Annotated in this window: 19 protein-coding genes, 3 tRNA genes and 1 other RNA gene; 6 read left to right on the plus strand and 17 right to left on the minus strand. The window is 38.7% G+C overall.

Annotation, left to right across the window (positions count from 1 at the left end):
* The first annotated feature begins 96 nt into the window (after positions 1–96).
* From ffs to ACT29H_RS11025, 4 genes are all read left to right on the plus strand, one after another.
* Positions 97–190: signal recognition particle sRNA small type (gene ffs, locus ACT29H_RS11010), an RNA gene on the plus strand.
* A 7-nt stretch (positions 191–197) separates the two neighbouring features.
* Positions 198–271, plus strand: a tRNA-Thr gene (locus ACT29H_RS11015).
* Positions 272–384: 113 nt separating this feature from the next.
* Positions 385–466, plus strand: a tRNA-Tyr gene (locus tag ACT29H_RS11020).
* Between the two features lie 10 nt (positions 467–476).
* Positions 477–549, plus strand: a tRNA-Gly gene (locus tag ACT29H_RS11025).
* A 114-nt stretch (positions 550–663) separates the two neighbouring features.
* On the opposite strand, the gene ACT29H_RS11030 is transcribed toward ACT29H_RS11025, so the two are convergent.
* Positions 664–1,107: a transposase gene (locus tag ACT29H_RS11030; RefSeq protein WP_444821686.1), complete on the minus strand. Its 444-nt coding sequence runs from the start codon at positions 1,105–1,107 to the stop codon at positions 664–666.
* 241 nt (positions 1,108–1,348) lie between these two features.
* Here ACT29H_RS11030 and ACT29H_RS11035 point away from each other — a divergent pair, with 241 nt between their 5' ends.
* Positions 1,349–1,966, plus strand: a complete 618-nt coding sequence (locus ACT29H_RS11035) for an L-threonylcarbamoyladenylate synthase (protein ID WP_444821687.1) — start codon at positions 1,349–1,351, stop codon at positions 1,964–1,966.
* A 3-nt stretch (positions 1,967–1,969) separates the two neighbouring features.
* On the opposite strand, the gene trkA is transcribed toward ACT29H_RS11035, so the two are convergent.
* The 10 genes from trkA to ACT29H_RS11085 all read right to left on the minus strand — a co-directional run bounded on the left by trkA (position 1,970) and on the right by ACT29H_RS11085 (position 15,089).
* Complete coding sequence (gene trkA, locus ACT29H_RS11040) at positions 1,970–3,310, minus strand: Trk system potassium transporter TrkA (RefSeq protein ID WP_444821688.1); 1,341 nt, start codon at positions 3,308–3,310, stop codon at positions 1,970–1,972.
* 90 nt (positions 3,311–3,400) lie between these two features.
* The gene (locus tag ACT29H_RS11045; RefSeq protein WP_444821689.1) at positions 3,401–5,488 is read right to left on the minus strand and encodes a ComEC/Rec2 family competence protein; all 2,088 of its coding nucleotides are present in this window, start codon (positions 5,486–5,488) and stop codon (positions 3,401–3,403) included.
* Between the two features lie 223 nt (positions 5,489–5,711).
* Entirely contained in the window at positions 5,712–6,869 is a 1,158-nt protein-coding gene (locus tag ACT29H_RS11050; RefSeq protein WP_444821690.1) for a sugar transferase, read from the minus strand.
* A 329-nt stretch (positions 6,870–7,198) separates the two neighbouring features.
* Positions 7,199–8,659: a class I adenylate-forming enzyme family protein gene (locus tag ACT29H_RS11055; RefSeq protein ID WP_444821691.1), complete on the minus strand. Its 1,461-nt coding sequence runs from the start codon at positions 8,657–8,659 to the stop codon at positions 7,199–7,201.
* Between the two features lie 31 nt (positions 8,660–8,690).
* On the minus strand, positions 8,691–9,680 hold the full coding sequence (gene nadE / locus ACT29H_RS11060; protein WP_444821692.1) for an NAD(+) synthase: 990 nt from the start codon (positions 9,678–9,680) through the stop codon (positions 8,691–8,693).
* An 87-nt stretch (positions 9,681–9,767) separates the two neighbouring features.
* Positions 9,768–11,750, minus strand: a complete 1,983-nt coding sequence (gene asnB, locus ACT29H_RS11065; RefSeq protein ID WP_444821693.1) for an asparagine synthase (glutamine-hydrolyzing) — start codon at positions 11,748–11,750, stop codon at positions 9,768–9,770.
* A gap of 2 nt (positions 11,751–11,752) precedes the next feature.
* On the minus strand, positions 11,753–11,995 hold the full coding sequence (locus tag ACT29H_RS11070) for an acyl carrier protein (RefSeq protein WP_444821694.1): 243 nt from the start codon (positions 11,993–11,995) through the stop codon (positions 11,753–11,755).
* A 316-nt stretch (positions 11,996–12,311) separates the two neighbouring features.
* Positions 12,312–13,598, minus strand: a complete 1,287-nt coding sequence (locus tag ACT29H_RS11075) for a pectate lyase (protein ID WP_444821695.1) — start codon at positions 13,596–13,598, stop codon at positions 12,312–12,314.
* Positions 13,599–13,600: 2 nt separating this feature from the next.
* A complete protein-coding gene (locus tag ACT29H_RS11080; protein WP_444821696.1) occupies positions 13,601–14,143 on the minus strand; it encodes an acyltransferase in 543 nt (180 codons plus the stop codon).
* Positions 14,144–14,234: 91 nt separating this feature from the next.
* Entirely contained in the window at positions 14,235–15,089 is an 855-nt protein-coding gene (locus tag ACT29H_RS11085; RefSeq protein ID WP_444821697.1) for a hypothetical protein, read from the minus strand.
* A gap of 593 nt (positions 15,090–15,682) precedes the next feature.
* Between ACT29H_RS11085 and ACT29H_RS11090 the strand changes: the two genes are divergently transcribed.
* Positions 15,683–17,212, plus strand: a complete 1,530-nt coding sequence (locus ACT29H_RS11090; protein ID WP_444821698.1) for a pectate lyase family protein — start codon at positions 15,683–15,685, stop codon at positions 17,210–17,212.
* On the opposite strand, the gene ACT29H_RS11095 is transcribed toward ACT29H_RS11090, so the two are convergent.
* The 6 genes from ACT29H_RS11095 to ACT29H_RS11120 form a co-directional block, all read right to left on the minus strand.
* A complete protein-coding gene (locus ACT29H_RS11095; RefSeq protein WP_444821699.1) occupies positions 17,209–18,399 on the minus strand; it encodes a glycosyltransferase family 4 protein in 1,191 nt (396 codons plus the stop codon). The genes ACT29H_RS11090 and ACT29H_RS11095 overlap by 4 nt on opposite strands.
* Before the next feature lie 111 nt (positions 18,400–18,510).
* A complete protein-coding gene (locus ACT29H_RS11100; protein WP_444821700.1) occupies positions 18,511–19,575 on the minus strand; it encodes a glycosyltransferase in 1,065 nt (354 codons plus the stop codon).
* A gap of 241 nt (positions 19,576–19,816) precedes the next feature.
* Positions 19,817–21,259 carry a glucosamine inositolphosphorylceramide transferase family protein gene (locus tag ACT29H_RS11105; RefSeq protein ID WP_444821701.1) on the minus strand — a complete coding sequence of 481 codons (1,443 nt, stop codon included), beginning with the start codon at positions 21,257–21,259 and terminating at the stop codon, positions 19,817–19,819.
* Positions 21,256–22,347: a glycosyltransferase family 4 protein gene (locus ACT29H_RS11110; protein ID WP_444821702.1), complete on the minus strand. Its 1,092-nt coding sequence runs from the start codon at positions 22,345–22,347 to the stop codon at positions 21,256–21,258. The genes ACT29H_RS11105 and ACT29H_RS11110 overlap by 4 nt, the downstream gene beginning before the upstream one ends.
* Positions 22,344–23,480, minus strand: coding sequence for a glycosyltransferase (locus ACT29H_RS11115; RefSeq protein WP_444821703.1), 1,137 nt, complete (start codon positions 23,478–23,480; stop codon positions 22,344–22,346). The genes ACT29H_RS11110 and ACT29H_RS11115 overlap by 4 nt, the downstream gene beginning before the upstream one ends.
* On the minus strand, positions 23,477–24,700 hold the full coding sequence (locus ACT29H_RS11120) for an asparagine synthase-related protein (protein WP_444821704.1): 1,224 nt from the start codon (positions 24,698–24,700) through the stop codon (positions 23,477–23,479). The genes ACT29H_RS11115 and ACT29H_RS11120 overlap by 4 nt, the downstream gene beginning before the upstream one ends.
* Positions 24,701–24,704: the final 4 nt, after the last annotated feature.

Below are 24,704 nucleotides of genomic sequence, written 5' to 3' on the forward strand. Positions count from 1 at the left end.
CTGTAATAAAACCTATTAATATCTTTTAATAAATAGTTTCAAAAAAATTTCTCATTGGATATTTGCGTTCAATATTAAATTTCCTACTTTTGCGCTGGGTAAGTCCTATACGACCAGCTCCTGCTGAACTCCCCCAGGGTCTGACGGCAGCAAGGGTAGGCGGTTGTAGCGGTGCGATATAGGTAGCTTACCCACCTGCCAATATAGCTCAGTTGGCCAGAGCAGCTGATTTGTAATCAGCGGGTCGGGGGTTCGAATCCCTCTATTGGCTCAAAAAAAAATTAAATTTTTTATCGAAGAGGATTTGTTTAAAAGATATTTTTTCTATTTTTGCAATCCCAAACGCAAGAGTTCACAAGGCTTGCAAACGATCTAAAACATTATGGGGAGATACCGAAGCGGTCAAACGGGGCAGACTGTAAATCTGTTGGCTAAGCCTTCGTAGGTTCGAATCCTGCTCTCCCCACTTGTTTATTGCGGGAATAGCTCAGTTGATAGAGCATCAGCCTTCCAAGCTGAGGGTCGCGGGTTTGAGTCCCGTTTCCCGCTCACAGAAAGGGTTGTCTTAAATGTTTAAGACAATCCTTTTTTTGTTTGTAGCTCTTTCAGAAAAAAAGGGACCACATACAAGAATTGGGTTTAGGCATAAATCTTACACAATCTTCAAAGGAAGAATTTCACAATCCCCCCCCTCTGAACTGTCTTTTGAAGTCCTTTATTTTTGCATTGAATGACACACACTGCTGTTGCATTTGTACATCTGCTATGAATGTAGTTATTGATAGTGTCATGATGATTTTCATTAGTACTTCTAACGGTTATGAACGCATTAAATCCTGAGTTCTCTATGTCATTAAACCAATGTGCCAGTTTTGTTCTTGAAATATCAGGTCTTATTTTACAGTTATCGATTGAATAGAGGTTAAAGGCTTTTTCGATGTCGGAATATCGTTTAAAGAATATTTGGGCTCTATGCCATTGGGCGAGTCTCCAACGTTCTTCAGGCTTAAATAAGGGATATCTGCTTCTACCCCAAAGTTGTTGTTTTCGGGTATCACCATTTGCTAAAATTAGCAATCCCAAGAAATTCTCAAAAAGCTTGTTCATCCGCCCGCTTTTAAACAGCGACATTCATCTCCCCCCAAATAGAATATTGAATTTCTAAGGATTGAAGAACAGTGCCCAGAAGGAAAATATAATATACCGCAATTTGCTCATGTTCATATTATAATAAGCGCCCTTATTCTGCTCGATTCCGAAGTTTACTTAGCCCTGACAAATTATATTTTAAGGTTACAAAATTCATCTCCATTTCCTATATTTGTTTAAATCAAAAAACGATACAACCATGTTGATAAAGATATATCCTCAGAATCCAAATCCCAGAGAGATTGAGAAAGTTGTAAAAATTCTTCGCGACGGGGGGATTGTAATATACCCAACCGACACTGTTTATGGTTTAGGTTGTGATATTAATAACACCAAAGCCTTGGAGAGGATATGCCGCATAAAAGGTATAAATCCCAGGAAAGATCATTTGTCCATCATTTGTCACGATTTAAGCCACCTTTCCGATTATACAAAACCTCTAAGCAACACAATCTTTAAACTTATCCGCAAAAATCTTCCTGGACCTTTTACCTTCATATTGCCAGCCAGCAACAACGTTCCTCGTTTTTTTAAAAGCAATAAAAAAACCATTGGATTAAGAATTCCAGACAATGCAATCATCCGAGAGATTGTTCGCCAACTAGGAAATCCAATTCTAAGTACTTCCATAAAGGATGATGACGATGTATTGGAATATACTACCGATCCTGAATTAATACATGAAAAGTATCAAGATCTTGTCGATGCAGTGATTGATGGTGGTTATGGAGGCAACATAGCTTCTACGGTAGTAGATTGCACCAATACCGCTGAATACCAAATTATACGAAAAGGGAAAAAAGAACTGGAGTTCTAGAAATTAAGAAAACAGTTTCTCCACTTTTTTGAGACCTGAAGGGAGTGCAAATACCACAACCTTATCTCCAGGCTGAATTCTGGTATCCCCGTTTGCAATAAACACATCATTGCCCCGTGTTACGCCTCCCACATTCATATCTTTAGGCAAATCAATTTTCTTCAATGGCCCCTTGGTAATCTTGGAATTAGGCCTAGCCGTAAGTTCTAACACCTCAGCATCAGTTGCTGTCAGACATTTCACATGAGAAACACTGGCTTTCATCGTGTAGCGATAGATATAACTTGCGGCAATCAATTTTTTATTTATCAAGGTTCCTATTCCAATATTTTCAGCCAAATCAATATAATCCATGTTTTCTACTTCAGCGACGGTTTTGCGTACTCCCATTTTTTTGGCCATTTGACAAGCCAAAATATTCACTTCAGAATTTCCGGTAACAGCAACAAAAGCATCGGTTTTTTGAATTCCTTCCTCTTTCAACAACTCCAGACTTCTTCCATCACCACTTACCACTTGTGTATGTTCCAAAAAATCGGCCAGCTTTAAAGTTTTCTCTCTGTTAATTTCAATCAATTTTATTTTATAGTGGTGCTCCAGATCTTTCGCCACTTTTTTCCCGATGCGACTTCCCCCGAGAATCATCACATTATGAATTTCGAATTGTTGTTTTCCGGCATCAGCCAGCACTTGTGGGATTCCCTGACGAGTGGTAATCACATACGCTAAGTCTCCATGCAAAAATCGGCTATCGCCACGAGGAATAATAGTCTTTCCATCGCGATAAATAGCCACGGTATAATAATCATTCACTTCGTGCAAATCGGAAGCTTCTGAAAGAGTAAGATTGGCAATAGGTGCATTGTTACGAATTTTTAACGCCAAGAGGAGCAACCGTCCTTCAGAAAACTCAAAAAGCTGCCTAGTCCCAACCTGTTTCAGGGATGCAATTATTTCATGTGAACCCAGATGTTCGGGATAAACCATTTCGTCAACCCCCAACTGTTTGAAATATTCTTTGTTTGCAGGAACAAGGTATTCAAAATTATTGATGCGAGCAATTGTCACTTTTGCGCCAAGCTTTTTTGCCAACATTGCGGACAAAATACTAACCTCTTCATAGGGTGGAACAGCGATAAACAGATCTGCCGAGTTCACTTTAGCTTCCAAAAGATCACGGATGGAAGTAACAGATCCCTTAATGGGCATCACATCCAACAAACGGCTTAATCGTTGTAGCTTTACTTCATCCTCATCCAGTAACGTCACATCATGGTCGGCATTGGAAAAAAGCCTGGCCAGGTGGGTTCCAACTTCACCTGCACCTGCAATAAGTATTTTCATCTTAACAGATCATTCAAGGTTGAAATAAAGGGACAAATTAAAATATAAAAATTGAACTATGGAAAGAATATCACAAGAGAATATCCAATATCAATAAAATTCCAAATATGCCCCGTCCTCCCATACGACGTGAATATAAACATTCTTCCTTTTCAACTGATCGTTCCATTTCCTGATAATCCAAGCGGGAGTCCCTCCTGCAACAATTAATCGGCGACATCCTATTTTTTCAATAAATGAAGATACATCTCCGGAAGGTTCACCGAATAGAACCACACCTTTAATCTCATTCATCCGCTCCGGGATCACCCTAATTTCAGAAACATCAACATCCCCCAGTCCAAGGTATACTCCTTCTGCGGTTGGAAACACGGTAAAATTCGCCATCTCCCCATCCCTTAAAAGAGGCTTTTTCTGATAATCAATAGCATATTTAGCGAAAAAGCCACCACTCACAAACTCGGCATTATTATTTGAGGGAGCATTGTAATATAACATTCCCTTCCCCTCATGAATGATTCCAATATAACTCTCCCTATATGAATTAAAAACCGCAAATGCGCTGGTTGTTCGTCTCAACAAAAATTCCAAATTTATCGAACAAACAGCACCCACAAGAAAGGACAATGAAGCTAAAAAAAATTCTTTTTTTCTCAAATAAAACCATCCTGCTGTACTAGCAAGAAACAAATAAATCAAAACCATTCCAATGGTCCCTGTTCGCAATCCGGTAACGTAGGCATGTGGCAAACCATCAAGCCACCGGATCATTTCAATCATAAATGTTAAAATATCATTCAAAGCACCCGAAAAAACAGATGAAAAAAAGATATTTCCGGATGTTATAACCAGCAATATTGATAAAATTAAAATTGGCGCCATTAAAGGTAAAATAATGCAATTGGAAAGCAGGAACCAAACGGGGAAGGCTTCAAAAACATGTAACGACAGGGGAAACGTTCCAAGCTGTGCAGCCACAGTCACCGAAATCAAATCACCGACACGTCGGATAAAAATATTTCGTGCAGCATAATACTTATGAAACAAAGGATAGAATGTTGCGATTCCTGCTACAGCCAAGTGACTTAACCAAAATCCCACATAAAATAATGAATAAGGTTCCATCATCAGAATTATAAACGCTGACAGACACAACAAGTTATATATATTACCCTTGCGCCCTTGAGAGTTTCCAAACTGAATTACTGAAAGCATAATTGCTGCCCGATAAACAGAGGGAGAACCTCCTGTTATCAATGCATAAAAGAATAATCCAGCCGTCGCTATCACACCTCTAATCAGGCTTCCCTGGGGCAGAAATATACCCAAGACATAATTAAGGGCCAAAAATATTATTCCGACATGCAAACCGGATACTGCCAACACATGAATCACTCCCGAATGAACAAACCAATCTTTTATCTCTTTATCTAGGGAATGTCGCATTCCTAATGTTAGGGCAGACAAAACCTGCAACGGTTGTTCTTCAATGTTATTTCTTCTATATATCTCAATAACATTTTGCCGAATCCTCGCCAATGTATGAGATAAATCAACACGATTCTTCCGTTCCACAACTTGATAGTTGTCGCTTTCAACAAAACCAGTGAAGGAAATACCCCGCCGAAAAAGGTATCTGTCATAGTTAAATGCATGGGGATTTCCTTTTTCATAATAAGTTCCATTTAACCTTGTAGAAAATCGGATTAAATTTCCTTGGGCAACCGGCATCTGAGAAGATGAATCGGCAGATTCTAAGGTTATCTGCCATAAATCTGAACGACGGAGAGGGAAAGAATCCTTGCAAGAAATTTCAAGGGGTTGAACCACCAGTCTCCAATATCCCGAAGAAGTAGGGAAAGCCTCTCTGACTTCCGCAAATGCATGCACATTATATTGCCTTATCGATTTCGTCGGTTGCGACATATTTCCCAACAACAATCCGAAAGTAAAAAGGAATAGAAAAACCAGACTTCCGCTGAGCCATCGTAATGAAAACTGTTTGTAAATAGAACGGCTAAGAAGAACGATTATTAAAAGACCAAACAAACCGCCATAAACCAGAAAAAAAAATCCTATACTGCTTTTGTCGGAAAAATCGGAACAATATATCCCTCCGGCAAAAGGAATAACGAATCTCAAAAAAGGAACCGTTTTTAAAGACTCCAGCAAAGACATAAAACCAGATTCAAACCAAATATTAAATCCCGGAAGTAATCAGTCAGACTAAATCCGGGCATTTAACACCATTCAAGTTGGTTTAAAACAAAAACCAATAACATAGAAAAAGGTTTATCTGATCATAAATTTTCGCCAATCCCACTAAATCCAGCATTCATATAGTATCCTACCTTCAACTACGAAAATCACAACATGCTTATGCTAATTGATATACCAGTCATCATGAACTTTTTATTTTCCCTGAAAGTATGTTATAAATCGCCATAAAAAAATACTTTATATCGGTTCGAACAGGGTGCTTCAATTTTTCGGAGAGATAGATCCTTTCGGCTTCAATATTTCCCTCTGCATCAGGCATAAGTAAAGCAACATAAGGAGGAATACATCCTGGCTTAAATCGGACTCTCAACTTCTGAAGATCTTCAGGCAATTCGTTAAACCGCGTCCTACTTAAAGGCCTCACTCCCACGATATTTAACTCACCTTTCAACACATTAATCAATTGGGGTAACTCGTCCAACCAATATTTTCGATAAATTTTTCCCCAAGAAGCTACTCTGAAATCATTGGCAGGTTTTCCGACTTTATTATATCCATTAAGTTTGGTCACATAATCTTGCAAAAATTCCGCAAAAGGGTGCATTGTTCTTAACTTATAGACTTTTATCATCTTTCCGTTTTTACCGATCCGATTCATGGGGAACAAAGGTCCAAAGCTGGGCTGAACACCATAGACCGGTTCTTTGGTCTTAATAACCGCAAAATAGAGCAGGCCATTAATTTTTTTGTATTCAATAATTTCAAACCCGCAACTGGCAATTCGCCCGAGTGTTTCACCCATAGTAAGGTATCTGTATTTACCTTTAGTAAGAAAGAAATAAATCTTCTGCAGGTATTCCACTTTTGGCATTATACGGTGAAAAACAAACACTAACATCCAAAACATAGAAAACAAAACAGGATTTTTAATTTTCCTACGATATTTTTCTTTTACCTCTTTCACAGGTTCCACACACCCAATAAAAATACCAGCATCAGGCATTGAAGCATTAATCTCGATCAAGAACTTATTGATATATCTGACATGGTTTAACCGATTCAGATTGATAATGGAACGCGTATTCTCTTTAATCTGTTTCCGAATCTCCCCGATATTATTGGTATCGATAAGACTAACATTCTGTCGTTCGGGAACCAAATGATTGATAAAGAACTGATACACCTCGATACTGATATTTTTCAGCATAATTTCCTTTTTACGATCCACAATTGGCCTAACGAGAGGCGGGGTCAGCACATATTGTCCGCTTGCAGACAATTCTTCAACAACTTGGGATAGTAAACCGGTATTCTTCATGGCCTTTGATAGTTTTGACATCTTAACAATCTGTTATATTCATTCGACAAATAATGTCCTAAGGGCACTGTCACGGCAAATTTTTCATTCTCTAAAAATGCATATATAACCCTGCTTGCTTCAAACAATTATTATTATTGAGCAATTTACAGCAAGGGTTCAACAATGTAAACAAGCAATACACTAATAGTTCCAGAATTCCAGGCCAAATTCAGGACAATTTGCTCCACTAATTTCCAAAATGGGTTCACTCAGACATTAATTACCGCATTTTGTCAAAAAATTCTGAGTTATTCATATTTTGAGCAAATGCCTTGAAGTGTTGACCGACGAAAATAAAAAACAGATAATCAAAGTGTTCCTTTAATTTTTTTACCTGTCAGGGCTGTTTCCATCCTATTTTTGAAAACGACATCGGTAGGCACTTTAAACGAAGCCAGTTTTTTAGCACATTCCTGACGGATATCCTCAGCGGAAAGAGTTGAGTTCTCCTTTTTCACCACTATGGCCCGAATGCCTTCCCCCAAATCCGGATGATCATATGCCTCAATGGTACAATCAATAACCCCCGGCAATCGGACGATTACCTCTTCAATTTCCTTTGGTCCAACCCGTTTGCCCCCCACTTTTATTAGCTCTTTTTTTCTTGCCGTCAGATAGATATACCCATCCTCATCCACAGTCCCCAGATCTCCAGTATGCAGCCATCCATCAACTATCGCCTCACTGGTTGCCCCTTCATCTCCCAAATACCCCAACATAATGTTCTTTCCAAAGGCGATGATCTCACCTGTTTGACCCGGTAGTACCTCTTTCCCTTTTTCATCCACGACTTTTAATGTCACTCCTGTAATCCCTTTCCCGATGGACCCAATTTTATCGGATAGTTTATGGGGAGGAAGATATGATAGCCTAGCTGTTGCCTCGGTTTGTCCATACATTACAAAAAACTTCACATCAGGAAATAATTCCACAAATTCCCTGATAAATACATTATGCAATTTTCCTCCTGCCTGAGTAACGTACCTCAAATTAGGGAAATGCTCATTACGGAAAGATTCTGATTTTCTAAGCAAAATCTGAAAATGGCTGGGCACTCCCGCAAATCCGGTGCATTGGTATTGCTTTAAATCACGCAATACACTTCCCAAAAACATAAAATTATTATTCAGCACTAAAGAACCTCCAACTCTCAGGTGAGTATGCAACAATGATAAGCCATAACAATAAAAGAATGGAAGCACAACCATCATTGTATCGTCCATTCTCAATGAAAGATACTTCAATATCGAGGTAGTATTAGCAATTAAATTTCCATGAGAGATCATTACACCTCTAGGCATTGCAGTGGATCCGGAAGTAAAAATTATTTGGGCAAGGTCATTCTCTCCCATTTCGACTCCGGGTTCATATTTATGCCAAAGATCATCCTTCATATCCAACATGGATGAATGTTGGCTATATACTTCGACTCCAAAAATCTTTTTAATTTTCACAGAAGAATGCACAAATGCAAGGGGCGCACCGGTCAATGAAACCACGAACTCTAGATTAGAATCTTCAATTGCAGGATTTAAAGGCACCACCACACATCCTGCTTTCATGACCGCTAGATAGACCGTAACAAAAAATTCATTGTTTGGCGAAATTAAAATAACGGTCTCTCCTCTCGCATATTTATTAGAAATCCAACCAGATAGCCTCGAAACTTTGTCTGAGATATTCCTAAAACTAAATTGTTCTTTGCCCGTGTATAAAAACACTTTATCCAGAAAAGCCGAATCCTTAAAAAAATAATCAACTGCATTCATCTTCTCTCCATTAGATTAAAAGACATTTTCATCAGGGCCTCCAAAAATCATAATCATGAAGAGGTGCAGATCTAAGGTACTCTGTGGTTTTCAACTTTCTTTCAAAATTTGAGAAACTCTTGCTCACCTCATCCGGACTCATATGGATCACTTCCGCAACTTCAATAGGGTTGTATCCATTTTCCCAGGCAAACCACAACAGATCCATTGTTTCAAAAGGAAGCTGATAAAAAAACTCCTCTTGGGTTTGTTCTGCAGTGTAAGTATCTGTGGTTGGTATGCGGTTAATAATTTCTCTGGGGACATTCAGAACCTCAGCTAACTGATAAACCTGCGTTTTAAACAAATTTCCAATAGGCATCATATCAGCTCCTCCATCGCCATATTTCACAAAAAACCCTTGTTTAACTTCATGTTTATTAGGTGTTCCAATGACTGCATAATGGCGTGATTCTGCATGATAATAGAGCATGGACATCCGACTACGTTGTTTAAAGTTGGAAGCAGCCACAATCTGTAAATAGGCATCAGGAGAAAGTCTTCTTGTAACCTCTTGACCGTTCTGAAAAACAACTGTAACATAAAAAACAGGAGGAAGATTTCGATCAAGAATCTCCTTTGGAATAACAATCTTCATTTTGTCCTTTTCAGGATTGTATTCCGGAATAATCCTGCTGACTGCTTCATCACGCCGTTTGTAACAACCAAACCCGTTTAGTGCCTCACTAATATTTTCCTCCACTGTTTTAATGCCCAATCGATCTGCCAATTTTAGTGCTAGCTCTTTACTATCCGGACTTGAATCCTGTTCGGGAAGGAGTACCCCTACCACTTTTTCTTTCCCCAGTGCTCTGGCAGCAATAGCCAATGTCACAGAAGAATCTATCCCACCGCTAATACCAACAACACCACCTTTTCTTCTAAAGCGACGAAATACATCCTCTTTCAATTTCGCACATATCTTATCTATTAACGCTTCCGGATCTTTGATTTTCAAAATGTCAGGTGAGAATTTTTTCATTGTTCTTTCTGTTTATGGGTTATTGGATTCTAAAGTAAGTGTTAATAATAGATTTATAGCTCGGTTTTCTATTAAAAAGGGATTTTATCAGGAATTTAAAGTCACTCTATTGCGGATTTCTGTTTTAATAACATCTTTCTCAGAAACCGATTGAAAATCTTTCACAAACAACTGCCACAACAAATGGGTAGATAATACGGCCACCAACCCCATTTGATCAATTTCCGAGGATCCATTTCCATTTTTTAGTTTTTGTTCAAGGCGCAATAATGCCTTGTCATCAAACACACCGACCAATTTCGATACTTCAGGTGAAAGCAAGTGGGTCACATATTCATTTGGAGAAGCGTTAAGAAATGGTGAAGCAAGAGGAGCTCTGTAAGCTTGTTTGGGCCGATTAATCACCTGCTGAGGTAATTGATTCCTGAATCTGTGTTTTAGTAAAACCTTTTCCTTAAGTCCTTTCAGTTTAAAGTTCTCAGGAAGAGTAGCACAAAATTCCATAACTCTGTGGTCCAAAAAAGGATATCGTCCTTCCACACTGTTAGCCATCGCCATTCTGTCTCCCTGCGCCGACAATAAATACCCAGACATAAATATTTTAGATTCGATATATTGAGCTTTTGATAAAGAATCACACTCTTCAAGAATCGAAGACCATTGGGCTTCCATCTGATCAATTAAATTGGATTCTGGAAGTTCATTATTATGCAGCATCATCTTTTTGATCCGAGCAGTATTATGCCAACGCAACAAATGAGAGTAGACAACAGAATCCACATCTTTCAATCGGTAACCAAAAAACATTTTCAATGCCGCCGGTGACATATTTTTTATTTGGGGCAAATAGGGATAGAGTCTGCTTAACAGCATTGGACGAAGTTTCGACTTTGGGTCTTTAGCCCAAAACCTTCTAACCATCATCTCTTTAAAAAGGTTATATCCACCCAACATCTCATCCGCTCCCTCTCCGGTCATTACCACTTTTATATTATTTTGTCGTACCAAGCGGGATAGCAAGAACATAGGGACAGGGGCGGTCCGCAAAAGCGGCATTTCAGCATGCCACACAGTCGCGGGAAAAAAATCAGCAATATCGGTCGCACTACAAAAGGCTTTATGGTGTTTGGTTTGCAACTGCTTCACCATCCTGTCTTGGAAGCCTCCTTCATCATATTCTTGGTCGGAAAATCCAATGGAAAAAGTTTGTAGTAATCCCTCAGGACTGTTTCTTCTAATCAGCGAGGCTATAACAGCAGAATCAAGTCCTCCGCTCAAATAGGATCCCACCGAAACGTCTGCCCTCAATCGAAGTTTAACGGCATCATTAAGCAAATATTCAAGCTCTTCGCCTGCATCCTCTATTGATCCAGAAAACTGTTTATTTGATCCAGAAAACACAGGTTCCCAATACTTTTTCACCTCTACACTTCCATTTTTAAATTTAAGATAGTGCCCTGGAGAAAGTTCCAATACATTCTCAAAGACTGTTTTGGGTGACAATGTAGACCAAAAAGTAAAAACTTGTTGCAGTGCCTCATAATCCAGTTTCCTTTCAATACCAGGAAATTCAAACAATGATTTCATTTCGGAGGCAAAAACCAGCTCATGATCTTTAATTGTATAATAAAGAGGTCTGATTCCCACCCGATCCCGAGCCAAAAACAAACTCTTTTCCTTTATATCCCATACAGCAAAGGCAAATTGGCCGTTTAGCATATTTAAACAATTAGTACCAAACTCCCGATATGCCAGCAGGAGAACTTCAGTATCGCTGTTGGTCAGAAAATGGCATCCTCGTTTCTCCAAAACACTTTTCAATTCAGGATAATTAAATATCTCCCCGTTGAAAGTAATCCAAAATCGACCTTGAGCATCACACATAGGCTGATGACCGGAGGCAATATCAATAATGCTTAAACGGACACTCCCCAGACAAGCCTCATCTGATATAAATACACCTGCTTCATCGGGCCCCCTATATCGAATTCTGGTAAGCATCCTGTCCAACGCTTTTTTAGATGATTCTCCATTTTCCTTTTTACCAGTAAAACCTGCAATTCCGCACATACTCACCCTAATTTCTGAGTCACAAACTTTTCTATGGCATTTAAATTCTCAAAATTCTCCTCCACCAAATCGGAATCATTGGTTTGAATTCCATAATTCTCTTCCAGAAATGCGATAAGATTCAATAGTCCCATAGAATCAAAAATTCCCTCTTCAAAAAGCATGGTATCATCTTTTATTTCATTCAGGTCGGTGAAGGATGATTCTGCAATAAATGCCTTAATTTCGTCCTTTTTAACTGTCATAATTTCCATAAAATTTTAAATATTATTTGTTCATTAACCATAAAAAAACCTGCATCGCAAATAATGATCATTTAATTTCTCACAATATAGAATAAGCAAAAGGGATTATCCACTTCAATTTGTCAGGTAGCAGAATAATTTACATGAAATGATTTTATATAGTGGTCAAAAATCAAATTGACTTTTAACTCAATCAAAATCAATTATTTTTTTGCCTGCCAAAACAGCCCAAAAACATTAAGTTATGCAGAATTAGCTTTTGAGTTCCCCCCCCTTGAAAGCCCTCCAAACTTCTATCCATTCGCTAATTAAAATATCAATAACTTTTCAGATTAGAAGTATTACACCTTTTTATTATCAATTTTTGCAAATAAACCTGAAGGTTAGAAAACCCCGTTATCCCAATTTGGTGTGGATCATCCGGGACTTTAAATCGTTTCTGCACCACCGGCAGTGGCTTCCTATAAATAATATCAGCCTCAGTAACGATAATATGTCCAATTCTATTTTCAATATTGGATACAATCAGGCTATCCACCCAATCACGGCAACCGGGTCGAGCCCCTACCCTGTGTAAAATAAGTGCTTCAAGTTTTTCTGCAGGAATCAGATTTTTTAAAGATGCACCAAATGGCCGTTGCAATTCCGGGAGGAAACGCCCGGACTGATCATGTACCTGATTGAAATGATGCCGGTAAACATTTCTATCATGAATGGTGACATTATCACTCCAGAAAAGATGAAAAGTATCTGCCTTATATTGGTGAACAGAAAGAAGAAAACGATTCAAATTGTCTGGACCCGTTATGTAAAGATTTCCTTCAATAAGGCCCCTTACGGGCAAATTGGAAGGTCCCCGGCTCCCAAAATAAATGGCATGAGATCCCGAATTGTAAATCAAGTTATTGAGAATTTCAACATCCCGTGAATCTCCCCTTATATTTGGATTTCGATCAAAATTAAAAGCAAAAATATTAGCAATTAGGCTAATCTTTTCTGAATTCATGGCCAGTAAACCACATGAATGGTCAAATTTATTTAAAGCATACCCGATTATGGAATTGCTAATCGTAATACCAGGGCCTGCATTCAAGATTCCAATATTTTCATCGAGGCCAAAAGCGAACGAACAGTGATCAAAAACTACGTTATAAACCTTATCTTCAGTGCCGGTAATACTAACACAATCCGATTTAAGAGGATAGTGGCTTCCCAGTCTGAATCTCATATCCTGAAACAAGACATCATGTGTCTGCACAATGAGCGGCGCCCCTTCCACAGAGATGCCACTAGCAGGAGAAGATTGTCCTGCAACAAAAACATAGGGATTGGTGACATACAAAGGTTTTTTCAAACGAATCGTCCCTGAAATATTAAATACTATAATTCTAGGGAAATTTTTTGATACAGCTTCTCTTAAAGAACCTTTGCCGTCATTTTTCAAATTTGAAACATACAGAATAATTGGTTCTTCCTCTCCTCCATAGGCTGCTCTGGAGTGTGTGCCAAAGCCCGTAGATCCAGGAAAAATATTTTGCGAAATGCCTAAATCGCACCACTGCAGAAGAAAAACTAAGAAAAAAAAACGAATTCCTATATTCACAATTATCGCCTTTTTTTATCTCTGTTTTCAAAAAAGTCCTGTAGCATCTTCTTTTTTTCCAAATAGGACATTCCTTTGGAATTAAATTTAAATTTACTCAACAACACCAATCGCTTTTGCATTTCGGTGGACAACACCACCTTTCCGGGATTGCCAAAAACCACGGAATTTGAAGGGATCCTACCTTTAACGACTGAGCCAGCCGCAATAATACAATTGTCACCAATTTCTGTATTTGGAAGAAGTATTGAGTTAAAACCTATACACACGTTATTTCCTACTTTTATCGATCCAAAAATATCCAATGAGGGAAATTCTTTTCTAAAAACCCATACTGCTCCGTCGTGGGTCAAAAATCTAACATTATTAGATATAACCACATGATTTCCCAGTTTTATTAAATACGGTTCTGTGCCCCAATCTGCCGAAAATAATTTGCAACCATGGCCAATTTTTACACCCACTTTCCTTAACATCCATATTCTAAAGCAATTAATCGGAACAACCCGAACCAGCCTTACGACAATCTTATAGAAGTACTTCATTTAATTTTATTATTGATTCAGGAGTCTTAGTCAGGAGGCATTCTCAGCAAGAACTCCAACAAATGAAGATGACCCAATACACAATATTTGCCTATTCACCCATCACAGACTCAACATCTCCTCTTCCTTCCAAAACATCCACAATACGTTTACAAAACAAAGGATAAGTTTTACCAGCTAATAAATGGGAAGGATGGGAATCCCTCTCCCCGGTGGCATACTCCGGAAGGATATAATCCCCTCCCTTGGTTTCAAGAGACCTAAAATCCCAAATAAAGATGTTATCCCCCGGTTGATCCCATTCACGCACTATCCATTCGGAAAAATCTGTGGCGGCAGCGGCTGCTTCAGGGTTGGTGGCCTGTTCTGTTAAAGCCGGGGGTGTCCACAATAGGAAAAGGGTAGTTTTATATTTATGCATTTCCTTTTTTAGTTCATTGTACTGCAGCTTATAATTCTCAATCATTCTCCTTTCCGAATCTACATCAGGAGTTCCATCAAAAACTATTTTACTAACGGGAAAACAGTGTTTAAAAATGATCATATCGTACTGAGGAGCCAAAATTTTCAATGTTGGTTGCTCCATATAATAATCAGTGTCACCATGCTTCACCCATATATTATAATAATCGAAAGGATAATTTTTCCAGCCATAAGGGTCTCTTGATGGATAGGCCATCTCAGAGATATCATATTTTTTTCCACTATTTTTGTTGTAAACGCCAAACCATTTTTCAACGGCACCTCTAAATCCAAGCCTTCCTTTAATTTTTGAGATCAGGTTGTTTTCACCACGCCAAATTATTTGACCTGTACTGTGATGAAGAAAAAGCACCTTCTTTACATTGTTTCCATCCATATCAACAGAATTAGAGTTTTGACAACCACCAATGATGATGATTCCCAGCAATACTGTAATGATTATATGCCGAAACATTTTTCTCATAAAATATTCCAATAAACGTAGCTGTTATAACAAAAATGAATAACTCGATATCTGAAAATTAGTTCCTCTACCTTTGAATGTCTACTTTTTTTTGACCAATAGAACAAATAAAAAGACAAAAAATCCAGTTCATAAACTTATTCCAACTTCTCTTTCAAAATCCATGGATTATTTCGTTGTAACAACCAACTTCAATCATACAAATAAGACAAATTCCTAATTCACTCCAGCAACTCAATTCATAGCACTATCAGAAAAAAATAAAATTATGGGAAGAACTCAGAGTAACCGGAAAAGAAAATGGACAAAGGGAATAACCTTTTTAAGAGGTCGACCGAAACAATAAATGCACAAATAAACCACCAATGAAATAACAAATTAAGCATCGAGTTGGCCCTAGTTTTTTTGACAAAAGACCATAAAAATATGACGAATAACTTTTAACTTTTTTTAACCAGATATCAAAAAGCGAGTGATAGCAAGCAATTCACACAATATCATAGTATTAATATCGGATAAAAATAATTGACGAAACAACATTTCCTAAAGATCTGCGTAATAGCTGCAAGAAACATTTAAAATTAATTTAGGCCATGAAGAAAAATTTTTTGAACAGGACGCTTCTGTCCATTGGGTTAATTGGGTTCATTTGGGGTTGTCAGCTGGAAGATTTAGGCACAGTGACAGATCCTGGAACCGAGGAAGAACAAGCTGAAGAGGAGAATCCAGAGGAAGAAAACCAACAGGAAGAATCGGAAAATGAAAATGAGACAAAAGGCGACTACAAAGTTCCGGAATTTTCAGAAACAAAGGCGTTTCCTACTGCTGAAGGATATGGTCGCTATACTAAGGGAGGCCGTGAAGGCAAAACCATATATGTTACCACATTAAAAGATGCTAAAGAGCCCGGAACACTTCGTTACGCTTTGGAAGTTGAATCAGGACCGAGAACCGTTGTTTTTAAAGTATCTGGTATTATTGAGCTGAATACCGTTATAAAAATAACGGAACCTTATGTTACCATTGCAGGACAAACGGCTCCGGGCTCGGGAATCACCCTTAAAAATGCCGGGATTCAAATTGAGACCCATGATGTTATCATGAGGAATTTCAGAATCAGACCGGGGGATGACACAAATACAGGCCTCGTCCCAACCGAACGAGACGCTTTATTTGTTTATAAGAATAGAGATTGTCACAATATCATGATCGACCAGATGAGTTTCACATGGGGCATCGATGAAAATGTGGATTTCTCCACCGGCTCAAGAAATATAACAATACAAAGAAGTATTATTGCGGAAGGATTATCTCATAGTCTCCACAATGAAGGAGAACATTCAAAAGGTTTATTAATGTTAAATAACCTGCATGAAATATCTATCATCAAAAATCTTTTTGCGCACAACATGAATCGTAATCCTTTGATTTCAAGCAACAGTCAAGATATTCATGTGGTAAATAATTTAATTTACAACTGGGGCCCCATCAAACCTGGATATGGAACACATACGCAAATATTTAAAGACGAACGTCCTATCAATGATGCGGTAATTTATCGTAACTTCTATCGTAAAGGGCGTACCAGTTCAGATCTACCTTTGTTTCGTACTGGAAACTGGTACTTGGTTGACGGGTCCACTTTCTTCATTGACGAAAACTATATTGATGACAATGGCGATGTTAATCCCATAAAAAAGGTTAGCTCATCTTACATTTCATATCCTGAATTTTATGCCTCTTTTATGGTAGACGCGCCACCCTCCAGATGGGACAGCAACTATGATGACATCCTGAAAATCAATGAGGTTGAAGACTATGTTTTGAAAAATGTAGGCGCCAGATATCCCATTTTAGATAATGTAGATGCAAGAATTATTGAAGAAACCAGGACTTATTCCGGTGATTTCGTAGACTCCCCTGATGATCGAGGCGGTTATCCTTCTCAATTCCAAGGAGATGTTCCACAAGACTCTGACGAAGATGGGATCCCTGACAAATGGGAAATAGCCAAAGGTCTTGATCCCAATTCATCCCAAGATGCTAAAGAATATACCATTTCTTCCTATTACACCAATTTAGAAATGTATATCAATGAATTAGCAGGTGATTATCAGCTTTAGTCACTAGAAAAATAACTTTTACTTCCCCTGAGTTCCGGAAATTGATCCCGGCGATTCAGGGGTTTTTTATGCTCAATCATCCAACGGTAAATTTGAGCATACCGCTGGGCCAGTTTTTCCCAATTGTATTCATTTTTCAATTTTCTATAGGCTTTACGAGCTACTTCAATGGCTTTAGCTTCATCCTTAAAGATAAAAGTCATTTTTTGGGCCAGATCATCGGAATTGCCCGACTGAAAAAAGAAAGCCTCGCTATCGTCAAAAACTTGCCTATTGCCCGGAATATCACTGCAAATAAGAGGCACTTGAGCCGAGGCTGCTTCCAACAACATATTTGACATACCTTCATGATAGCTTGGAAAGACGAACAATCTCGCATTTTTAAGATAGGCCATCAATAATGATTTATCTTTAATAATATCAATAAACCGGACATCGAGTGCCTGAGATATTTCATCCAGTTTTCGGGCATACTCAGGAGAATGGGAGCGATTTCCAATAACAAGCACTCGACCTTTATAATTAATTTTCACCAAAGCTTCCAACATCAAATGAGCGCCTTTGGATTCCATAATTCGGCCAGAGGCAAAGAGCACATAATCTTTTTCATCAATATCCGGTAATTGAGCATCTTCCTCAAACACAATGCCGTTAGGAATAAATAATATTTTTCTTTTTGTCCGAGTCTGAAACAGCTCTGCCACAGGCCTATTCACCGTAGTAACCACATCAGCCGGCATTTTAAAAAAAAGCCACTCCATAAAGCGAAAATACTGACGCACTGGCCAACTCCACTTGGCGGCAAACTGAGGACGAGCTCTATGACCAGAGACGACACGAAACCTAAGTCTCAACAAGGGAACTATAAAAGCCGCATCCACATGGAACACATGTATCACGTCAAAGTCCCCTGCCAGCAAACAATGCCAGGTAGCTCTCAAATAGTAGTATATAGTATTCAGTGCGCCAATAAAAAACTTTTTATACACGATTTGTTCTACTCCATCGTACACACCAGTCTTTCGGAAGGTATGGGTATCGGTATTAAAAACCACAAAATGAAATTCATCTTTTAAATAGAACATCATGTTTTCTCCGGCACGCGCCGAGCCGCCAAAGGCAGGCAGTCCCTTAAGACCAATCACCCCTACTTTTGGTTTGGAATATTTTGATTTTCCGCTTTTCATATCTTTTTTATATACCTCTTAACTAGCATGTTGCCAAGATTTTCATATAATGAACCCATTATGATATTCGCCTATAAACCTCTTAATAAAAAAATAAATTCATTTCAAGTTTTAACCGATAATCCTTTCATCCAATAGCTCTCGATAACGGTAAAAAAAATGTTGCGTTGAAAACTTCTCTTTAACCAACCGAAAACCATAATCTCCCATCTTTTGCCTAAGTGGGTAATTTTCAATGAGTTTTTCTAAAATTTCTGCTATTACCTCTGGTGATTTTTTAGAAACTAAAAAGCCGTTTTTTCCGTCTTCCACCAAGTGATTATTATCTCCAACATTGGTAGCCAATATTGGCAAACCAGAGGCCATAGCCTCCATAATTGAATTTGACAAGCCTTCCTTTAATGAAGTGGAAAGATAGATGTCGGCCCTCTGGAATAACTCTCCAATATTTGAAGGATCCGTCATTATTTCGACACAGTCGTTTAGTTCTAAATCTTCAATCCATTTTCTAATATCAGCTTCCTGTGCACCGTAGCCGGCAATAACATATCTGAATTTCACCCCTCTCTTCTTCAGCAATTGTATGGATAACAACGCAGTGCAATAATCTTTTTGAGGAAGAAAACGTGCTGCGGTAAAAACAATTGGAACATCAGACTCATTACGCACCGGCATCTCTTCATTGGTATCGATGGCATTGTGAATCACCACCATCTTATCAACACGAAAGCCCTGTTTCGCAAGAATTTGAGTGCCCGAATAATTATTAAAAATAGTTTTATAAGAGATGTGATTATGCAATAGTTTTTGCCATTTCAATTTGGAGGGGGCAATTTCACAATTGCGAATACCTCCAAAAACAAGAGGTACACCAGCCAGCTTCCCGGCAATACCTCCCGCCAAATTATTGACCAATAAAAAATTAAACAAGCAAGACACTTTATTCTTCCTAAAAAAGCGCCACAACTGAAATAATTTGACTCCAAAATTTCCATTCAGAAAAGTCACATTCAAATTGTGCTCTTTAATAAATTCCTGAAAAGCGGGTGCGACTACACTTTTGTCCCACACAAGCAAAAATACCGGATATTGTTTACTGAGTTCCCTGGTCAGCATAAGACTTTGTTTTTCAGCGCCACCCACACTCAATTGTTTTATAAAAACAGCAATTACCATAATGACTAAATCATTTATTTTTTCCAAACAACTTTATTCTGTATGATCTGAAGGTTCGCAATGCTACTTTTTCCGCACAAGGGAAAACATGCATCATTCCACTATTTATTCACCTGATTAATGACAGTCATCCACTCATCGGCACATAACCTACCTAAAACATTATCACAATGAAACTTGCACAACACCCCTAAATTTATAAATACACTTATTGTGGCAAAAATCGTCATACTCGTTTCATTTAATAATAACAATCTCCCATTAAACGGTCATTGTTAACTGCCACAGTGTGAAAAGAAGACAATTTACTGTACCATGGGAAAAGAAATTCTCCTTCAACCGACTCCGAATACTCATATTCTGATAAGATATCTACTCGGCATAATTTCATCCCCCCTCCATATTTGTGAAGACAATTTTGAGTCGGCCGATACAATTTCCCATTAAAATTAAATAGCGGCCCTGCCGGTCTGGCATGTCTGATATCAGAAACCACGGGATTTTGGGGATGAGCAACCCATTTCCCCTGAATAATATCATCGGTATAAAACAAATACAAATCCTGGTACGAAGAAGCATATGCTTTAGGCTTTTTAACTGAAAAAATCCACCATTTATTATTATGGTAAAATGGTGTGGTATCCACCCATTTCTCATTTTCAAAAACCGTTCTGAATGGCTCCCAAACGTCCGGAAAATGAAGAGCTCTGTAAATGGTCAAATTGTTTCCCTCGCTATTTTCTGGGATCATGTACCATTGGCCCTTTTCTGAGAAGACAAAAGGATAGGAAAGGTGGGTGGACAGGTTAAGCACCACTGATGGGTTTTCTAAAGGTTTTAGCGTATTTCGATCCAAAGTCGTAACCGAGATATGTCCTTTTTCGTTCACTTCCTCTTCAATGAAAAGATATAAATTATCCCCTGCATCGACCAACATAGGATCAGCCCACTCAACCCCTTTGGGGGGAGAAATAACTTCTCCGCGAACACGCTTCATAAGCTTCAAGGACTCTACAGTCATGATGATTAGCCTCCATCTGGGAACAAGGTAATTTTCCCGAAATTTTTGAAAAAAATCCCAGAAGGGAAATTTCAGCACTTTCAAAAAAGCTCCACCTTCTATATCAGACAATTGCGCCAAACACAATCGATGCGGTTGCCCATAGATCAAATAATCGAAAACCCGTTCCAAGTTATGTCTTAAAAAACCAGTGTTTTTACCCAATGTATAACTTCTAACCTGGAAAAAAGCCTGATAACATTTTTCTCGCCCAAGCTCGTTCAAGACAAGCGGACGTGCCTGAGCAAGAAAATAAAGCCAAAAAAACCACAAACCGCTAATACCACTTGCTATTATTTTATTTCCTCTTTGAACTGATACTCCATTCGTATCCTTAGTAATTTCTAAAATACTATTTTGATGTTTTTGAGAATCCATTGCCACGAATGGTGTTCCATTTATTTCTGAAACTACAGGAAACAAGGTTGTCAAATCAACGGGTTCAAAAACTTTTTTGATGGACTTTGGGAAAAACATAAAAGGAAAAAAACTCCCCTTTTTCCGTCGATTTTTAATAAGTACCTTGACTTCTACATTATTATCTTTTGAATATTCAATAAGCATATTTGCAACCCAGCGGGCCACCCATTTATGCTCAAAGATGACAATCAGCTGATGCTTCATAGTTTAACTACTTCTTTGTAAATATTTTCATATCCCGTCACCATCTGATCAATGGAATATATTGAGGAGACAATATCTCTTCCTTGCCTACCAAACTTCAGAGATAGTTCTTTGTTATCCAATAGTGTAATGATCTTCTTGCCCATTTCTTCATAATCGTCCTGCGGCACTAAAAAACCACTTTTACCTTCTTGAACCACTTCATTTATCCCAAAAACGTTGGTAGCCACCACCGGTTTTTCAAACAGCATATACTCTAATAGGCTGTTGGACGTACCTTCCCCAAATGAAGCCAAAACACCTACGTCGAAGATGGATACATAATCCTCCACATTTCTCACCTTGCCTGTAAAAATGAAATGTTTTTCTTTCCCTGAAGGAACCATTTCCTTGATTCGTTGCTTATCCGGACCGTCCCCAACAATGAAAAATACTACATCATCTCTTTTATCGAGGACATATCCGGCAGCCTTCATATACATAGAGAAATTTTTTCTCCAGTCGATAGTAGCGACCATTCCCACCACTTTCAGATTTTTCCTAATTTCCAATCGTTGTCTGACTTCTTCATTTTCCGGAACATTCACCATTCGATCAAAATTAATCCCATTTCGTATCAAGCGTCCTTTATTTTTCGAAACTTTATATACCTGAAGTCCTATTTCCGAATTAGAAATGATAACATCCGAGAAGGGGAATGTACACCTTACCCGAAACCAGTCGGCCGATAAGAAACGCAACCGGGAGTTGGCGATCATTCCATTAACAAATGGCTTTTTGTACAACAAGATATAAGGCAATCCGACAATTGCTGGCAACCCCCCCCACGAATGAACCAGGTCTGGATTAAACTGCCCTGCTCTCCTGAAAAAAGACCAGGCAACACGGGGATCTGCCCTAAATTGCCTTTTTAAATAAACCAGTTCAACATTGGGAAAACCATATATCTCTTCATAATGCACCTCGTTTTTCAACAAAAGAACCAATACCTGATATTCACCCTGCTTTGAAAGAACACGTAAAAGTTCCACAAGTCGTCGCTGTTTCCCTCCGTCCCGCAAACTTTCTATGATCATTAAAATTCTCATGAGTAGTTTTTTTCACGTTCAAGTATCCATTTATTAATGGCTTCCGCTCTTTTGTTCCAGGTATGGCGATCGCAGAAGTGGTCATAAGCTTTCATTGCTATAGCCTTTCGTTTTACCTCATTATTCGTTAAAAGATCCAAGGCCCCCACCCATCTGCTTTCGTCGGAAGGGGGCACCAGCATGGCACAATCTTCCGTCAACACCTCTCTCAACACCGGCATATCACTAACAATAATAGGTTTACATGCCGACATATATTCAAATATCTTTAAGGGTGACATATATGAACTGGTAGAATAAGCTTTTTTTTCGGAGACAAAAACTTCCGGTTGATAAGGAGCCAGTAACACATCACAGGCATTGCGATACAAATGAACCTCAGAAGGTGGGAGAAATCCATAAAAAAAGAGGTTGTCAGGAATTTCATACCTGGGATCTATATCATCTGATAATCCCCCGATTATATGAAACCCTACTCCGGGCATTCTATGTGCCATTCCGATAATAATATCAACCCCTCTGCCTTTGTAAACATTTCCAAAATATCCTGCATTAAAGGGCAAACTCCCCTTCAATTCACCTTTGACATCTAATGGTTTTGCATCGGCACCATCATGAGCCACGAAAATATTTCCAGGAGGAGTCCCCCTTTCCACGTATAAATTTTTCAAAGCAGAGGAAATGGCCACCATCCCCAAAAATCGATGGGCTTTAGAAAAACGGCGAAAAAAAGAGGCCAGCCATTTATGTCCGGTATGATGTAAGAGGACGTGTGCCTCATACACAAATCGACACCTCAGGAAGGAAAAAAAGAAAGATGATACGGGCGATCTGGTATAAGCTATATCCGGACGATAAAACAAAACTTCCATCACAGCTCTGAATGCCAAGTAGAAAGCAGATAAACGACCGGTTCCTGGGCTTTTTAATAGTTTAACTTCAAAACAATCTTCCACATCATAATAGCGGAACAATTCCTGTTTGTTGGTAAATTGCTTTGAACTAAAGGCCAAAAGTTTAACCTTTATTCCCTGTAGGGCAAATGCTCTGCACATACGCATCACATGGATACTACTGGCTTTTCGGCCCGGAAGCTGCACTTCTGCCACATATAACATTCTTTGATTCTTCATAACTTTTTCCCTGCTTTTAAATGAATTTCAAGAGAAACAAGTCCCAGGATTAGGTTTCCGTGATTTTGGATGTTGTTTTGAGTTTCTTGCCACAAAATATCGGGATTTATGGTTTCGGGTAGAATTTTGCGTTGCTGCAGATCGCTCAACTGCGACTTTATCAGATTTTTGAACTTATCATCCACAACGAGTCTTTCTGAAAAATTGAAATAATTGATATTTGGATCTTTCCACCGCCCCAATCTTTTTTTAACCCCAAACATTTTTTTTCTAAACTGGATTCTCCATCCGGATGCTCCAAGAGGCAATCCTAAATTATTTTTAACCGGTAGCGCAAAAAGATTTGGCTTCCACCATTGCAGGAACTCTTTAAAAAATGTCTGATCCCGCTTTTGCTCCTCTTTAAGTCCCAAAAAAAATCCTATTAATTCAGGTTCATTGAATGGTGCTCTATGATCAAACCCGTTCAACATGACATGTGGTGCAATATACTTATTCTGACGATTTAATAGGTCTAAGCCTTCTTCATAAGTAAGAAATCCCTGTTCCGGCAAGGGTCTCACTAATTTCTCGTAGGAATAGGCTCGTCCACCTTCAAGTAATCGTTGATCAGCCCCCTTTACAAAAGCGTTACCATCCAGAAATTTCAATTCAGCCTCATTCATCGACCGCGCCAAAATTCCACGAATATGATCGCCTGTTATAGCTTCTCCAAGAAATCCCGACCAATGGACACTGCTTGAAAAATCACGCTTTATAATTCTGTAAGGTGCATGGTAAAACAATAGCGTTTGATGATCCATGCTTCTGGAAACATCCAATAATTCATCCAGCGAATAATCATACTTTTCCAGAGGAATTTGAATATTATTGACACCTACCGATCTGGCCACCCGCGCTGCAATTTCATAATCAAACGAACCGGGTATTCCATAAGTATATGTAACAATGTTTGAGGCATCGGTAAACTGAAGCAATCCCCCCAGTACGGCTCGACTGTCAAGTCCGCCACTTAAGGGGACAACACAGGTTTGCCCTGGAGAAAAGGCTGCGGCAAATGATTTCAGTAACCTTTGCCGAACTGTTTTAAAAAGTTCTTCTTGAGTTAAATCATGCTGCCTCCATTGGGTAATATTTTTCGGAAGTCGAACGATTTGTTTCGGATAATCCAGAAAGTATCCCAATTCAAGGAAGGACATTATTTTTGAGTATTGTTCCATTCTT

It is taken from the genome of Thermophagus sp. OGC60D27, from assembly GCF_052400625.1.
Lineage (GTDB): Bacteria > Bacteroidota > Bacteroidia > Bacteroidales > Marinilabiliaceae > Thermophagus.

Coding starts and splice junctions, on each gene's coding strand:
- trkA (WP_444821688.1), bottom strand. CDS start 3,310: ATGAAAATACTTATTGCAGGTGCAGGTGAAGTTGGAACCCACCTGGCC.
- ACT29H_RS11085 (WP_444821697.1), bottom strand. CDS start 15,089: ATGAGAAAAATGTTTCGGCATATAATCATTACAGTATTGCTGGGAATC.
- ACT29H_RS11120 (WP_444821704.1), bottom strand. CDS start 24,700: ATGGAACAATACTCAAAAATAATGTCCTTCCTTGAATTGGGATACTTT.
- ACT29H_RS11030 (WP_444821686.1), bottom strand. CDS start 1,107: ATGAACAAGCTTTTTGAGAATTTCTTGGGATTGCTAATTTTAGCAAAT.
- ACT29H_RS11080 (WP_444821696.1), bottom strand. CDS start 14,143: ATGAAGTACTTCTATAAGATTGTCGTAAGGCTGGTTCGGGTTGTTCCG.
- ACT29H_RS11105 (WP_444821701.1), bottom strand. CDS start 21,259: ATGAAGCATCAGCTGATTGTCATCTTTGAGCATAAATGGGTGGCCCGC.
- ACT29H_RS11055 (WP_444821691.1), bottom strand. CDS start 8,659: ATGAATGCAGTTGATTATTTTTTTAAGGATTCGGCTTTTCTGGATAAA.
- ACT29H_RS11045 (WP_444821689.1), bottom strand. CDS start 5,488: ATGTCTTTGCTGGAGTCTTTAAAAACGGTTCCTTTTTTGAGATTCGTT.
- ACT29H_RS11035 (WP_444821687.1), top strand. CDS start 1,349: ATGTTGATAAAGATATATCCTCAGAATCCAAATCCCAGAGAGATTGAG.
- ACT29H_RS11070 (WP_444821694.1), bottom strand. CDS start 11,995: ATGACAGTTAAAAAGGACGAAATTAAGGCATTTATTGCAGAATCATCC.
- asnB (WP_444821693.1), bottom strand. CDS start 11,750: ATGTGCGGAATTGCAGGTTTTACTGGTAAAAAGGAAAATGGAGAATCA.
- ACT29H_RS11100 (WP_444821700.1), bottom strand. CDS start 19,575: ATGGTAATTGCTGTTTTTATAAAACAATTGAGTGTGGGTGGCGCTGAA.
- ACT29H_RS11110 (WP_444821702.1), bottom strand. CDS start 22,347: ATGAGAATTTTAATGATCATAGAAAGTTTGCGGGACGGAGGGAAACAG.
- ACT29H_RS11050 (WP_444821690.1), bottom strand. CDS start 6,869: ATGTCAAAACTATCAAAGGCCATGAAGAATACCGGTTTACTATCCCAA.
- ACT29H_RS11115 (WP_444821703.1), bottom strand. CDS start 23,480: ATGAAGAATCAAAGAATGTTATATGTGGCAGAAGTGCAGCTTCCGGGC.
- nadE (WP_444821692.1), bottom strand. CDS start 9,680: ATGAAAAAATTCTCACCTGACATTTTGAAAATCAAAGATCCGGAAGCG.
- ACT29H_RS11090 (WP_444821698.1), top strand. CDS start 15,683: ATGAAGAAAAATTTTTTGAACAGGACGCTTCTGTCCATTGGGTTAATT.
- ACT29H_RS11095 (WP_444821699.1), bottom strand. CDS start 18,399: ATGAAAAGCGGAAAATCAAAATATTCCAAACCAAAAGTAGGGGTGATT.